The sequence below is a fragment of the Pyrococcus horikoshii OT3 genome, assembly GCF_000011105.1.
Lineage (GTDB): Archaea > Methanobacteriota_B > Thermococci > Thermococcales > Thermococcaceae > Pyrococcus > Pyrococcus horikoshii.
In genome coordinates, this window is the sequence record NC_000961.1 from 1,163,253 (window position 1) to 1,177,284 (window position 14,032).

16 protein-coding genes, 1 tRNA gene, 1 rRNA gene and 1 other RNA gene are annotated in these 14,032 nt (G+C 42.4%); 8 read left to right on the forward strand and 11 right to left on the reverse strand.

The annotated features are described in order from the left end of the window. The first annotated feature begins 5 nt into the window (after window positions 1-5). A complete protein-coding gene (locus tag PH_RS06075) occupies window positions 6-296 on the forward strand; it encodes a family 4A encapsulin nanocompartment shell protein (RefSeq protein WP_010885379.1) in 291 nt (96 codons plus the stop codon). Window positions 297-298: 2 nt separating this feature from the next. Here PH_RS06075 and PH_RS06080 read toward each other — a convergent pair. Together PH_RS06080 and PH_RS09585 are read right to left on the reverse strand one after the other, a co-directional pair. Next, window positions 299-386, reverse strand: a tRNA-Leu gene (locus PH_RS06080). 55 nt (window positions 387-441) lie between these two features. Then, window positions 442-497, reverse strand: an RNA gene (locus PH_RS09585) — C/D box small nucleolar RNA. A gap of 316 nt (window positions 498-813) precedes the next feature. Between PH_RS09585 and PH_RS06085 the strand changes: the two genes are divergently transcribed. Together PH_RS06085 and PH_RS10015 are read left to right on the forward strand one after the other, a co-directional pair. Then, window positions 814-2,091: a dicarboxylate/amino acid:cation symporter gene (locus tag PH_RS06085; protein ID WP_010885380.1), complete on the forward strand. Its 1,278-nt coding sequence runs from the start codon at window positions 814-816 to the stop codon at window positions 2,089-2,091. 714 nt (window positions 2,092-2,805) lie between these two features. Beyond that, window positions 2,806-3,018 carry a DUF3783 domain-containing protein gene (locus PH_RS10015; protein ID WP_010885382.1) on the forward strand — a complete coding sequence of 71 codons (213 nt, stop codon included), beginning with the start codon at window positions 2,806-2,808 and terminating at the stop codon, window positions 3,016-3,018. Window positions 3,019-3,021: 3 nt separating this feature from the next. Here the strand turns inward: PH_RS10015 and PH_RS06095 are convergent, their stop codons facing one another. Together PH_RS06095 and PH_RS06100 are read right to left on the reverse strand one after the other, a co-directional pair. Beyond that, a complete protein-coding gene (locus PH_RS06095; protein WP_010885383.1) occupies window positions 3,022-3,249 on the reverse strand; it encodes a nucleotidyltransferase domain-containing protein in 228 nt (75 codons plus the stop codon). Window positions 3,250-3,285: 36 nt separating this feature from the next. Then, window positions 3,286-3,714 (reverse strand): HEPN domain-containing protein, encoded by a 429-nt coding sequence (locus PH_RS06100; protein WP_010885384.1) that lies wholly within the window; start codon window positions 3,712-3,714, stop codon window positions 3,286-3,288. A gap of 196 nt (window positions 3,715-3,910) precedes the next feature. Here PH_RS06100 and PH_RS06105 point away from each other — a divergent pair, with 196 nt between their 5' ends. Beyond that, window positions 3,911-4,243 (forward strand): hypothetical protein, encoded by a 333-nt coding sequence (locus tag PH_RS06105; RefSeq protein WP_010885385.1) that lies wholly within the window; start codon window positions 3,911-3,913, stop codon window positions 4,241-4,243. Window positions 4,244-4,358: 115 nt separating this feature from the next. Here the strand turns inward: PH_RS06105 and PH_RS06110 are convergent, their stop codons facing one another. From PH_RS06110 to PH_RS10020, 7 genes are all read right to left on the reverse strand, one after another. Continuing rightward, a complete protein-coding gene (locus PH_RS06110) occupies window positions 4,359-4,712 on the reverse strand; it encodes a type II toxin-antitoxin system VapC family toxin (protein ID WP_010885386.1) in 354 nt (117 codons plus the stop codon). 146 nt (window positions 4,713-4,858) lie between these two features. Next, on the reverse strand, window positions 4,859-5,338 hold the full coding sequence (locus PH_RS06115; protein WP_143522662.1) for a hypothetical protein: 480 nt from the start codon (window positions 5,336-5,338) through the stop codon (window positions 4,859-4,861). Window positions 5,339-5,430: 92 nt separating this feature from the next. Beyond that, window positions 5,431-5,961 (reverse strand): hypothetical protein, encoded by a 531-nt coding sequence (locus PH_RS06120; RefSeq protein WP_048053356.1) that lies wholly within the window; start codon window positions 5,959-5,961, stop codon window positions 5,431-5,433. Continuing rightward, window positions 5,951-6,223, reverse strand: coding sequence for a hypothetical protein (locus tag PH_RS06125; protein WP_010885389.1), 273 nt, complete (start codon window positions 6,221-6,223; stop codon window positions 5,951-5,953). The genes PH_RS06120 and PH_RS06125 overlap by 11 nt, the downstream gene beginning before the upstream one ends. A 542-nt stretch (window positions 6,224-6,765) precedes the next feature. Further along, entirely contained in the window at window positions 6,766-7,353 is a 588-nt protein-coding gene (locus PH_RS06135; RefSeq protein WP_010885390.1) for a hypothetical protein, read from the reverse strand. 1 nt (window position 7,354) lies between these two features. Continuing rightward, a complete protein-coding gene (locus PH_RS06140) occupies window positions 7,355-9,937 on the reverse strand; it encodes a hypothetical protein (RefSeq protein ID WP_010885391.1) in 2,583 nt (860 codons plus the stop codon). 63 nt (window positions 9,938-10,000) lie between these two features. After that, window positions 10,001-10,378, reverse strand: a complete 378-nt coding sequence (locus tag PH_RS10020) for a hypothetical protein (protein ID WP_010885392.1) — start codon at window positions 10,376-10,378, stop codon at window positions 10,001-10,003. A gap of 158 nt (window positions 10,379-10,536) precedes the next feature. Here PH_RS10020 and PH_RS06145 point away from each other — a divergent pair, with 158 nt between their 5' ends. From PH_RS06145 to PH_RS06160, 4 genes are all read left to right on the forward strand, one after another. After that, on the forward strand, window positions 10,537-11,328 hold the full coding sequence (locus PH_RS06145; RefSeq protein WP_048053358.1) for a class I SAM-dependent methyltransferase: 792 nt from the start codon (window positions 10,537-10,539) through the stop codon (window positions 11,326-11,328). A 4-nt stretch (window positions 11,329-11,332) separates the two neighbouring features. Continuing rightward, window positions 11,333-12,091, forward strand: a complete 759-nt coding sequence (locus tag PH_RS06150; protein WP_010885394.1) for a class I SAM-dependent methyltransferase — start codon at window positions 11,333-11,335, stop codon at window positions 12,089-12,091. Between the two features lie 25 nt (window positions 12,092-12,116). Further along, window positions 12,117-12,238, forward strand: a 5S ribosomal RNA gene (rrf, locus tag PH_RS06155). A 92-nt stretch (window positions 12,239-12,330) separates the two neighbouring features. Further along, window positions 12,331-14,019 carry an acyl-CoA mutase large subunit family protein gene (locus PH_RS06160; RefSeq protein WP_048053359.1) on the forward strand — a complete coding sequence of 563 codons (1,689 nt, stop codon included), beginning with the start codon at window positions 12,331-12,333 and terminating at the stop codon, window positions 14,017-14,019. Window positions 14,020-14,032: the final 13 nt, after the last annotated feature.

Consider the following 14,032-nt stretch of genomic DNA (forward strand, 5'->3'; position numbering starts at 1 on the left):
TCCCTATGAGCACGAGAGGGGATCTTATAAGAATATTGAGCGACATTGAAGAGAAAATTAACGAGCTGAAAATGGACGGTTATCGGCCAGATGTTATACTTTTTGGCAAAGAAGCCTACAACTTCTTCTCAAGCATCGTTAAAGTAGAAACCGGAGAGGAGGGACCCTTCACTGAAGTCTCAAATTTAAGGGTGGAAATCCTCTCAGAGCTTGGTAAAGATGCCGTAATAATAGACTCCAAGCTTTTAGGATTGAGCCCAGGAGCCGCGAAGAGAATCAGGATTATTAAGGAGTAGCATGGTGCGGGGGCGGGGATTTGAACCCCGGAACCCCTACGGGACGGGACCCTCAATCCCGCGCCTTTGACCAGGCTCGGCAACCCCCGCTCCGTCCCGAGGATATTTCCCTATACCGAATCTTATAAATTTTTCGTAATTGGAAAAGTCAGATACCCTGGGCGTCATCACCTCTCAGTTCTAGCGAACTTCATCATCCCAACTAATCTTGTACCTTATAACCTTATAAATCTCCTTTTGAAAACTTCAGCTATAATATAGCCTGAGAGCAGGAAGGCGAAAATAATGATCTTGAACGGAAAGTAGGGATAGCTGGAGGGAAGGTCTTCTCAGAGTTTAAATGAGAAGACGGCAAGGGCTTATCAAGTTAACCCTCACCATTCACAAGGGGAAAGAGTCAGCTCATAAAATGGCAAAAATTAAATCTTTGGCAATATGCAAAAATAAGGCGAAAATAATTTAACTCCTAATTTACCTATTTATCATTTGACAAACTTCAAATGGAGGTGTTCAATAGATGGGGTTGTATAGAAAATACATTGAGTACCCTGTTCTTCAGAAGATCTTGATTGGCCTTATCTTGGGTGCAATTGTTGGTTTAATATTAGGTCACTACGGTTACGCAGATGCCGTAAAGACATATGTAAAACCCTTTGGTGACCTCTTTGTTAGACTATTGAAAATGCTAGTAATGCCAATAGTCTTTGCATCGCTTGTGGTCGGTGCAGCAAGCATAAGCCCAGCAAGACTCGGAAGGGTGGGTGTAAAGATAGTCGTATATTACCTTCTAACATCCGCCTTCGCAGTTACCCTTGGAATAATAATGGCTAGGCTGTTCAACCCAGGAGCTGGAATACACCTCGCAGTTGGCGGTCAGCAATTCCAGCCAAAGCAAGCACCTCCACTAGTCAAAATCTTACTCGATATAGTTCCAACTAATCCCTTTGGTGCACTAGCCAATGGACAAGTACTACCCACGATATTCTTTGCAATAATCCTTGGAATAGCAATAACCTACCTAATGAACAGCGAGAACGAGAAGGTGAGGAAGAGCGCTGAAACCCTGCTTGATGCAATAAATGGATTAGCTGAAGCGATGTACAAGATAGTCAATGGAGTCATGCAGTACGCTCCGATAGGTGTATTTGCCCTTATAGCTTACGTAATGGCAGAGCAGGGGGTTAAGGTCGTTGGAGAGTTAGCAAAGGTTACCGCTGCAGTCTACGTAGGGCTGACGCTACAGATACTCCTTGTGTACTTCGTACTCCTAAAGATATATGGCATCGATCCGATAAGCTTCATCAAAAAAGCAAAGGATGCAATGCTAACAGCGTTCGTTACAAGGAGCTCAAGTGGTACATTACCAGTTACAATGCGCGTTGCAAAAGAGATGGGAATATCCGAGGGTATTTATTCCTTTACCCTACCATTAGGAGCAACGATAAACATGGATGGAACTGCACTATACCAGGGTGTATGTACCTTCTTCATAGCGAATGCCCTAGGTAGTCATTTAACGGTAGGACAACAGCTAACAATAGTCCTTACTGCTGTTCTAGCTTCAATAGGAACTGCTGGAGTCCCAGGAGCAGGTGCAATTATGCTTGCAATGGTTCTTGAAAGCGTTGGACTTCCATTAACCGATCCAAACGTTGCCGCGGCTTATGCTATGATCCTTGGAATAGACGCAATCTTAGACATGGGAAGAACGATGGTCAACGTCACTGGAGACCTGACAGGAACTGCCATAGTTGCAAAGACTGAGGGAGAGCTTGAAAAAGGAGTAATAGCCTGAGTTATTTTTCTCCTTTTCCTTTCATTTTTATATGTAATACTTGGATCCAATTCTCTCCCCGATATGGGGCTTTTTAAAACGTTATCAAGTTTTATTGTAGGCGATAAATCCCTCTCTAAACCAGCTGGGATAGGGAGCCAAGCTTTCTCCACATAGAGCCTCTCTCTTATACCTCTCCCAAAGATCATCTCTTTTTCGCTTTCCCCTTCTCCACCTCAAGATACAAATACCATAGTAAATTCGAAGAGTTCTTCTTTACAAGTAGAAAAGCCAACTATCTCTCTTCGCTTTGAGAGAAAATTCACGAGCAATAGAAATATATTCTAACGGAGGATGAAGTAGTGGAGCTTCATCTATCAAATACTACTAACCCCACTTCAGCTAAGCTTCTTACTATCTTTAGATGCTTTTTCTGCTGAGGTTAGTTTCATATTAATAACCACTGGAACTTTCTCTCTAAGCGCGAGTTTAAAAATTTGAGCGTGATATTTCCTTTCCCTCGAAACGGATCACTAAGAGTGGATACCCTTATGGGAGTAATTGTCAAACCCTCCTTTATTAGACCACTAAGAGGCCTTTTGATAAGGGATGCCTTTGATGGGTTCCAGTTTATGAGATACCGAGCTACTGCAGGGACTGATTCTAAGTGAAATAATTGACAAGGCAAGCTCTTTCGAGGGGAGCGGAAACTGGCACGAGAGGAAGTTCTTCCTGATGTACGATTTAAGTAACGAGGAAGTCAAGGAATCGCTGAGAAAGGTGAAGCCCCTCGGCTTTAAGGGAGTTATCTACGCGACAACAGCTCCAAACTCTCTGACCATGAAGCTCAACGAGCTTATAGAGGAGTGGCTTAAGAAGGATGCCTACTTCCGCCAGCTCAGGAGGATGAAGAAGGGGCCGTGCCTGAATATTGAGGGGTCTGGTTAGATTTCAATTAGATTTCAAGGTGTATTCCTTCGGTTTTATAATTCTTATGAAGCTGTCGTTCCTCTTTTTGAATTCCTCTGGCTTGATGAGCACGGGGCTTATTAGCTCTACGTACCTAAGAAGGACCTCTGTTACCAGCTCAATTACTCCCTCAAAATCAACCTCCCCAACTATCAGAACATCAATGTCGCTCTCCTTATCGTAGTCATCCCTGGCATAGGAACCGAACAAAAAGAGCCCCTCTATCGAGCTTCCAAAGCGTTCCTTTTAAAGCTTTAAAAACTCGTTAAGGGCCTGGGCCTTTTTGTCCATTTTTAACCTCCTCCAGAACACTTTTAATTCTCTCCAGGAAGCGCTCAGCACTTTCAACAACGTTTTCAGCTTCCTCATAACTTGGTTCGTAATAGACATCATAGTCAGCCTTTGATCTGAGCGAGAATGCGTAAGGTACTTTGCATAAACTCTTTCTATAAAGCCACTATTAACGAAGTGAAGGCCAAACATTCTAATAACTCCAGAGTGCTTCCTTGGGTCAATACCTTTCAAGAGAAGCAGAGCTTTGGCAGCATGGAACATTGAGTAGTATGCCCTGCTTATGGAATCTCTGAGCTTTCCGTTTTCCAGCAGGAGATACGCCGAAGAAAGTTCTTCCTCTGTGATTTTGATATGTTTTTCGACTTCTTCTGGAACATCCATAATGTAACTCCCGACCTAATTTATGGCACACTCGATATTTAACCCTTCTCTCCCAGTATTATGCCCTCCGGTAGAAGGGGAATCTATAAATACCTGGAGATAGAAGGGAAGGAGAATGGCAGGTTCCAGACCTCTCGGAGGTATCTTTGCCCTGTACGTCTTCATTGAGGTCCTTGTGGGATTCTAGGATGTTTTATTGGGTCTATTCAGACCTGAATTTGACATTGAGTACTACAAAACAACAGAAGAGATCCAATCCGAGAAAGATTATTTGCTGAAGGGAATCCTCCTGACATCGTTCGTGACATTGCCCTATTTTCTCCTGGGCAGTTTTAAGGCTCTTGAGAATCCACCAGATGATACTACTGGAACTGTCATTATTCTTTTGTTCTACCTCGGTGCCTGGGCGAGATTTGTACATAAGCTGTACCTCTGGAAAAAGCTGAACGATCGTTATAAGCATCTTCTTCTCCAGGAAGCAATCGCCAAGGGCGTTGAAATCGGCATGAAGAAAGCAAAAGAGGACTAATTCTTTCCATCAACCTTTTCAAACGGGTTGTAGATTCTAAGCCCCTCGATACCTTTAAAATCTCTAACGCTTCTCGTCACGAGAGTATAGCCGTATCTCAGGGCCGTGGCCGCTATTACAGCATCGGGAGCTTTATGCTTTTCCTTCTCCTAAGCTCGATTGCGAGTTCGGCAATGTCATCCGTGAGAGGAATTACACGAGCAAAGCTTATGAACTCTCTTGACTTCTCAAAACCCTCCGAAGTGTGGCCCTTCCTTCCAAGGAACTCTATCTTGGTGATTATGGAGATGTTGAAGTCCTCCTTTAGGATTTTCTCTATCCTGGGTATCTCATCCTCCGGAATGGCATCGGCGAGGTAGTATATGAGGATGTTGGTGTTTATCAGAAATCCCTCCCATTCCAATCTCAGCTCCCGAAGGCTCTTTTCGAGGTCTTTTTTCCTTTGTAAAAATCCCCTATACTTTGACACTTTAGCGATATAAAAATAAATTCAACATTTTAGTCACCTTAGTTTGTTATTTACCTCTTCTTTTGTTGTATAGTGGTGTGCTATGATGTAGTATAGGCTTCCGAGGAAGAGATAGGCCACTAAAATCGGGGGTGATGTGAGTAGGTTTATTGATGAGAGGGTGTATATTCCAAATAAGCCCAGGAGCCAGTGTTTTTTGGACTCTCAACTTTAATGATTAACACTACTCCTAGAGCTAGGATGAATACTCCAACTTTTAAGTCAAAGTTGGTAAGTGAAAAGGTTAGGGTGAATAATAAAGTGTATAGCCTCCAAAGGTTCTTCTCAAAGTTGTCAAAGTAAGCGGGTATTAGGAACATTGAGGAAATTATAAAGCCAATAACTGAAGGGGGAATACTATCCCTTACTAAATACAAGAGTAACGAGAGTGGGTAGAATGACGTTAAGAATGCCAAGCTTGATAAATGCCTCCTCCACCCATACCAGAGGAGGATTAAGGGGATTGACCCCAAGATAATGGGCGCGCCCACCTCTTGAACAGGCAGCGCCATTAAAACCGCCAAAGGCAACCACGCGAAAAACAACAAAAGAAGTACAGAAGGAGAAACACTAAAACCCCACCCCACCACGATCACCCCTGGGTAGGAGTTCGTGTTTGAAGACTAGGTTAAAAATGAGAATAATAGGAAGATAGACAGTTAGAATATTATAAGGCCCGCTATAATTCATTTTCCTCACCTTGGTGTTTGAATTCTAGGGTGAAGTCTAGGATGTAGAGTCCCAGCAGTGCTAGAGCTTGAAGCCCGTAAATTGTGCGATAGTAGAGGACGAGGGTGAGGGGGAGGATAATCATTAAGAGCACGGGTCTCTTAATATCTTCCTTCAGCTTAAAATCATAAGCTAAATCACTAATAAACCTCAACACCCTATCCATATAGAACAAGGGTAAAACCATCCACAAAAACCACAAAAGTGCGATAATACTCCCAAGGAATTCAAATGCCGTAATTACTGCGGCCATTGCGAGCCATATTGGGAAGAATAGTTTTGCCTCGAACTTGAACTTCTCTTTTTCAATCTCTTTATTAAACCACGCACTCATAAGAGTGAATACGACAGAATAATAAAAATTAAGATGAAGTATAGGGTATGCATTCAAAGAATAATTATCCCCCGTAATGAACAATAAAATAAGGGAAACAAGACCAGCCAAAGTCATGGCAATTCGAAGTACTCCTCTAACCTGCATTGTACTCTTTCCTCCTGTATTTAATTTCTTCAAGCTCTTTAATTTCCATGTGGAGCCATAGGGTTGGGATTGCATATACTAACGCTAGTGGTGTTTTATACAGTATTACGAGGAGTAGTGAGGGTATGTATAAGGCTAGCGTACATAGTTTATTAGTAGTGTTACATGTCCTCTTGAAGAGTCCTGCCAGGAGAAGGCATCCCAAGAGGGCTAGGAATCCTATTTCAGGCTTTAAGAGTAGTAAGAGGCCTGAAAGTATCATGTAAGGAAAGGAGTATAATTCGCCTACCTAGTAATCCCAAAATAATGTTTCCTAATGCTTATTAGTGCTGTAAGGAGCCATAAGAGGAACGAGACTCCTATTGGCCACAACGCCTCAGTAGATTCAGTTTTTACAGCAAGATAGAACACTAATACTATTGCACTTAGAGAGGGAAAACTTCGCTTTGGCGAAGCTATAAAAGCCAGTAACCCAAGCACACTCCAAAAAATAATAGAAACAAATCCCAACCCATCTTTCAACCACCCACTCCACTCGATCTATTTACTCCCAACCAATCTACCCCCAAACCCAACCTCCTTAAGATTCAGGATAATAGTATCTAGACTTTTTAGTTCAAAACTAACCGTACAAGTAGAGAACAACAACTCGTACTGCCCTCTACCTTGACCTCCTGACTGTCAATGCAAGGGTAAAGCTTAGGTTCGTGTGAATCCTGAGTGATAGGCCAATGGGGAGTAGAATTCCCTCCAAGGATTGCTGGAATTATACCCTTCATTGAATTCACCCCAACTAACTGGCCTTTACGTTATTCTCGGCGGCCTCCACAATCTTGCAAGATCAAACTTAAGCCAGAGGATAAAAATCAAAATATACACTACAAGGAACGGCAACAATTCTTTCTGAAGTCCAAATTCTTCAATTAAACTACCGAAAGAGAGAACTACCCACGGAATCTTAAGTAGGTAGAAGGCCTTTCTCTTCCCCCAGAGGAAGACTAGCCATAAGAGAAGGGAGCATGGCACGTAACCCATCATCAGCGAGAGGAACCATCCGAAGCTATATGACTTAAAGAGGAAAACGAGGAAAAACGATAGCAATAAAGCGAAGAGAATATCCTCAATTCCTTCATCATGTTTAGGTTCCGTTACTGGCTTTTCATATTCTTGGGCAAATAGGGCTGTAACAAGGAGGGAAGGAAGAATCCACCAGAAGATTGCTCCGAATACTGAGTGCCACATGTTGTAGAACACGCTGAAACCGGCTGTGAAAGTCGCTGAGAACACTAGCAGAACAAGAGTCCAGTGGAAAGACCTCCTACTCACTCCAATTATAACCCCCACAAATAGAGTGGAATAAAGAAAAAGTGAGAGCTCCATTAATCCACTCATTCTATCCTCCCCCCACTCTTCCTAAAATACTCCTTAAAGCGGGCAAAAAGAATGACTCAGTTGCCTTTAAAATTGCTTCCCCATACTTCCCCACTTTTGCAGCGGTTAGTATTCCTTTTAACGCCTTACCACCAATGATGAATGATCCGATGTCTGCTGGAATTGTAAGGTAGATTGTGTCGCTTGTTTTTACTTGGATTTGAGTTGAGATTTTGTACTTCTCGTATTTTGAGTATTCGAAATTATTACCCCTTGACATTTTCAATTCAAATTCGATTGTTACTGGCAGGTGATAATAACCATGGAGCCAGTAACGTGCAAATGCCATGAAGTCCGAAGTCCAAGCTTCAAAGGTAATATAAACATTCCCAGTCTCCCCAGCTTTGATCGTTGTAGTAGTATCCCGAGTTATCACCCCATTAGAATGATCCATTGGGAAGTCTATTGAGAGGACTCTCGATTCGTCTAACTCGATGGCAACCCCACTCCGAGTTGGATTTCTAAGCTCAACTACACACGTTGCCGTACCCTTGTAGTCAAGAGTTCCACCAACCTTCAAAACCAAATCATTACAAGACACTCTCGACAACTCTAGCCAATTAACCCTTCCCAAGACTTTAACATCCTCACTTGCCATTTGGCGCCCACCTATTCTTAGTATTAAGATCGTGTTTTGAGTTAAGGGTCCTATGGTTGCAGTTATTCTTGCAGTCTTGTTGGCGTAGATTGTCAAATATCCATTCGAGATTGAATAATTAACACCGTAATAATCCTCATGAGGCCACCAAACGTTCCCAGTATCATCAACCAGCTCAATCGGCCACGTCTGCTTGTAATTCTCCGAATTCTTCACAGTAATGATAACGCTCACATTATTACCCGCCTCAACAGGATTTGGAACAACCTCAAGCCAAGCAGAAAGCCCATACTCTACCCAAGAAACGTTCAATTCTCCTTTCTTTTCTTCAACTTTTACTCCCTGATTGTAGAGCTTAATCTCATAAGAGTGCTCTCCACTCTCAGCACTCCACTGGAGGGTTAGGGTTTTAGTAGAGTCCGAGGGAATGTAAGCACTAGTGGAGTCAACTTCAACACCATCAATGAACAACTTTACGCTAACGCTCCTCCCACTAGAGTAGGAATTCCTAACCCCAACCTTGAATGTAACAATCTCCCCAACCCTAGGCAAGTTTGGAGTTATCGTTACAGTAGTAATGCCTAGCGAGCCACTGGACTTTTTCCTTACAGTGAACTCGCCATCTACACTCTTAGAATGCTGTCCAAACTTACAAGTTAGCACGTAACTGTAAGTTCCAGGGCGAGAGTATGTAATCGAGCCAAAGTTGATTAAGGCGGTACCCTTACTCCCAGCGTTAAAGCTTTCAGACTTCTGGTAGACACTCCTACTCGCGCCTGAAGTTGGGACTTCAAGGCTGAGCGTACAAGACCCACTAATCCCCACATCATTATCATTCCTCACGCGAGCCTTGAAGGTTAAGGCATTACCCTCCACAGGATCCCCATCAATGGAAAGTGAAATGCTAACCTTGCTAGGATCAACTGGATCTTTCAAGCTTATTGTCTTTTCATAAGTTCTCTCAGTAGTCTTTGTAGTCATGCTTGAAGTTGCTTGAATGGCCATTGGAGCGTCTCCCCTATAAGACTTGTAAGTGATTTTTACTGTTCCAGTAACGGTAACGCTGTCACTCCCGTAAACCTTCTCACTAACGGTACTCTTAATCACCTTGACTTCATCTTTATCCAGCATGTCAACCTTTTCAGTATCCTCGAGCGAAGTCCCATCAAACTCAACGTTAATGTCGTAAACTGCATTATTTTGAGCCTCTACCTCTACCTCAACTTGATAAGTGGCGTACTCACTCGTGACTTCAACTGGATTTACGCGGACTGCCTTAATTACAAGAATCCCCTCACTCTCTCCAACTGTTAAAGCCTCCTGGGTTATTTGATCCTTTAATGGTAAGTTCATGCCTCCTGATGATTTTGGAAGAGCGAATATTGGCGGTTTTGGACGTGGGCCTATTGGTTCTCGTTCTATGTATTTCTTGCTACAGTAATATCCAGCCATTAATGCTCTTGCCAGTTCTACCACCTTGTGATTCAGGAGGTAATTTAGGTCTGGGTTAGAGTTTCCTAGCTTTTGGGCTTTCAATATTGACTCAACTTGTAATGTTAGGTTATAAGCCCTCAAAGCATCCCAACGATATACGCAGGTAAGTGTATCGAATGATATGTTTTCGATCATAACATATCCCCTGTTTCCTTCTGCATCCCTGTCAGCTAGTAACGTGTTTGACTCTATGATTTTGATTTCTTTCTCTTTTAACTGTTTAATAGCAGAAAGTTCGCCATCTATATCCTGAGAGCGATATGCACGGTAGAATGTTACCCACTCTTTTTCGATAGTAGGAAGAATACTATTGTTAAACCAGATATAACTACTAGGGAATAGAAAAGTGACATTTGACCAGTACTTTAACTCTAATGCCCTCGCTTCGTAACTGTTGTATTTAAATGCTACTCTTATGAATGCGTTTGAGAAGTCTGTTAGGAACTTGCTCATGTTAAAGTCTCCCTGAATTTCATCAGTATGCTCAATCAAGTACTGCTTGAATTTCTCGATTTCTTAATCACTCCAGCCTTCGTTTTTTAAGGCTTGAACTGTCTCTTGTGGGAGGCCTTTAGCCTTTATCTCCTCAATCATTTCCTTAAGCTCATCCTCAGTGTAGTACAACTTGACTCCCGCTGATTCTAATTCTTGAAGGGTTTGCCAGGTTTGGGTTGAGATTATTATGGCATTCTCGGCTCCAGCCTTGGAATTCTCTATTAACTCGTTTATCGCTGTAATATTTCCAGATTCTGCCTCCTCAATGAGTTTTGCCTCCCTCCAAAGTATTTCCCAAAACTCCTTGTAAGGATCTTGAGTATCAGCTTGAACAATACTAGCATTAATTAGACTTCCCAATAATAAACTTATAACAAAAAATATAATACTTCTCCTCATTCTAAGTCACCAAATTTAACAATTTCAAATAGTACTTAAAAACATTATCCAATAAAAATCAAACACAATGACAAAACTAATCTAAAAATATATTTATCTTTGACATTATTTTTATAAACATGGAAAAAGATATTACAGATTCGACAAGAGGTGAAAGCATGAATCTTGAAGAACTCTATAAGTATCTTTATTGGCGAATGGATCCGAGCGATGAAAGAGCAATAAAAAGATTTCAACAAATTATAGAGGTTTTTAAAAAGTTCAGAGATAGTGGATTAGTTCCTACAGAAGCAAAAATTCTCGATATATGTGCTGGAACAGGAATTGCTGGTGTTGCAATGGCCAAGGTAACAAAAGCTAAAACACTTACACTCCTCGATGCTCGAGAGAGCGATCTTAAGAAGAGTAAAGATTGGGTTAAAATAGCTGGTCTAGAGTTAAAGCCAAAATTGGTAGTTGGAGATGCTAGAAATGTTGCAGAACTTGTTGATGAACACGACGTTGCTATTCTCTGGGGCTTAACAATGCCCCATTTTGATGCCTTTGATGCAGTGAAACTATTTGCTGGCGTTGCCTCAATTTTAAGTGAGGACGGAGTGTTTCTTTTGGAGGAATCTGACAGGGTCTACAGTATATTTTATAGAACTGGATACAAGGATATACTAGTAGAAACTAAAACAGACACATACACTCTAATTTCAATACACGATGGTTACGACCCGATTAGAGGAGTATTTAAGAGAACATACTACAAATTACCAGGCTTCGAGAAAATTACAGAGCAAGCCCACAGACTCTGGGACATAGCATCTCAACTTTCCCTTGGAAGTGTTTTCTTTAAAGAATACAAGGCTATAACTCCCAGTGAGCACGGGGTTATCGGAGTTTCAACTGTTCTATACTTTAGAAAGCCAAGGAAGAAAGTTGCCGATGAAATTCTAAGGAGGTAAAGCAATGTACGAACTCTACACTCTCTTAGCTGAGTATTACGATACGATCTACAGAAGAAGAATTGAGAGGGTTAAAGCTGAGATAGACTTCGTTGAGGAGATATTTAAGGAAGATGCGAAAAGAGAAGTTAGGCGAGTTCTTGATCTTGCCTGTGGGACGGGAATTCCAACGCTTGAACTTGCAGAAAGAGGTTACGAAGTTGTAGGTTTAGACTTGCATGAGGAGATGCTTAGAGTTGCCAGGAGAAAGGCCAAAGAAAGGAACCTAAAAATTGAATTCCTTCAAGGTGATGTCCTTGAGATTGCATTTAAGAATGAATTTGATGCAGTCACTATGTTCTTTTCCACCATTATGTACTTTGATGAAGAGGATCTCAGAAAACTCTTCAGTAAAGTTGCTGAAGCTCTCAAGCCTGGGGGAGTATTTATTACGGACTTTCCGTGTTGGTTCTATGGAGGAAGAGATGGCCCAGTAGTTTGGAACGAACAAAAAGGTGAAGAAAAGCTAGTAATTATGGACTGGCGAGAAGTAGAGCCAGCAGTTCAAAAGCTCCGATTCAAAAGACTTGTCCAAATACTCAGACCAAATGGGGAGGTAAAGGCATTTCTTGTTGATGATGAGCTTAACATCTACACTCCCAGAGAAGTAAGACTTTTAGCAGAAAAATACTTTGAAAAGGTCAAAATTTATGGGAATTTGAAAAGGGAACTTTCTCCCAATGATATGAGATATTGGATTGTTGGAATAGCGAAAAGTTTTTAAAGTGTTTGTGGGGAGTGGTTAGTGGTACGGCGGCCATAGCGGGGGGGTTACACCCGGTCTCATTTCGAACCCGGAAGTTAAGCCCCCCAGCGATCCCGGTTGTACTGCCCTCCGAGAGGGGGCGGGAAGCCGGGGACGCCGCCGGCCACCCTAATTCTCTTGAACAAAATGTCCAAATTCTTTAAATTTGTAAAGTTTTTATAGGGCAAATATTCAACACATAAACAGGTGAAAATGTGATGACGTTCGATAAGGAGGTTTTAAAGAAGATTAAAGAGGAGGAAAAGCGTTGGGAAGAGACAACGGTAAAGAAGTTCTTAGAAAAAGCCCCTGAGAGAAAGGAGAAATTCATGACTGATGACGGGTTTGAGATTAAGAGGATATACACGCCAGCTGACTTAGGCGAAGACTGGAATTACATGGAAAAGCTAGGATTCCCAGGAGAATATCCCTTCACGAGGGGAGTTTACGCAACGATGTACAGGGGCAGAATATGGACTATGAGACAGTACGCAGGCTACGCTACAGCAGAGGAGTCAAACAAGAGGTACAAGTACTTACTAAGCCAGGGGCAGACTGGGCTAAGCGTAGCCTTTGACTTACCAACTCAACTCGGTTACGATTCAGATCATCCACTAGCCGAGGGTGAAGTGGGAAAGGTTGGTGTTGCAATAGACTCACTCTGGGATATGAGAATACTCTTCGATGGAATACCCCTTGACAAGGTTTCAACTTCCATGACGATTAACTCCACCGCGGCGAACCTATTGGCAATGTACATCCTAGTTGCCGAAGAGCAGGGAGTTTCCCAGGAAAAGCTTAGGGGTACCGTCCAAAATGACATTTTAAAGGAATACATTGCGAGGGGAACTTATATATTCCCACCACAGCCGAGTATGAGGCTCACAACTGATATAATCATGTACTGTGCTGAAAACGTTCCAAAGTGGAATCCAATAAGCATTAGCGGTTACCACATTAGGGAAGCCGGAGCAAACGCTGTTCAGGAAGTTGCTTTCACGCTTGCAGATGGTATAGAGTACGTAAAAGCAGTTATCGAGAGAGGAATGGACGTTGACAAGTTCGCTCCAAGGTTGAGCTTCTTCTTTGCAGCGCATAACAACTTCTTGGAGGAGATAGCAAAGTTCAGGGCTGCTAGAAGATTATGGGCTTACATAATGAAGGAGTGGTTTAACGCTAAGAATCCAAGGTCAATGATGCTCAGGTTCCACACTCAGACAGCTGGTTCAACGCTAACAGCTCAACAACCAGAGAACAACATCGTTAGGGTTGCAATTCAAGCCTTAGCCGCGGTTCTAGGTGGGACGCAGAGCTTGCACACTAATAGTTACGATGAAGCATTATCCCTACCTACTGAGAAGAGCGTGAGGATAGCCCTTAGAACCCAACAGATCATAGCTTACGAAAGTGGGGTCGTCGATACCGTAGATCCCCTCGGTGGAGCCTATTATATCGAGTGGTTGACAGATCACATTTACGAGGAAGCCCTCAAGTACATTGAGAAGATCCAGAAGATGGGAGGAATGATGAGGGCTATAGAGAGGGGTTACGTACAGAAGGAGATTGCAGAAGCAGCGTATAAGTATCAAAAGGAGATTGAAGAGGGTAAGAGGATAATCGTTGGAGTGAATGCATTCGTGACCGACGAGCCAATAGAGGTTGAGATCCTAAAAGTTGATCCTAGCATCAGGGAGAAGCAGATAGAGAGGTTGAAGAAGTTAAGGAGTGAAAGGGATAACAAGAAGGTTCAGGAAGCCCTGGATAAGCTTAGGAATGCTGCGGAGAAGGAGGATGAAAACTTAATGCCTTATATAATTGAAGCTCACAGACATTTAGCAACACTCCAAGAAGTTACGGATGTGCTAAGAGAAATATGGGGGGAATACAGGGCTCCGCTAATATTCTGATTCCATTTTAATA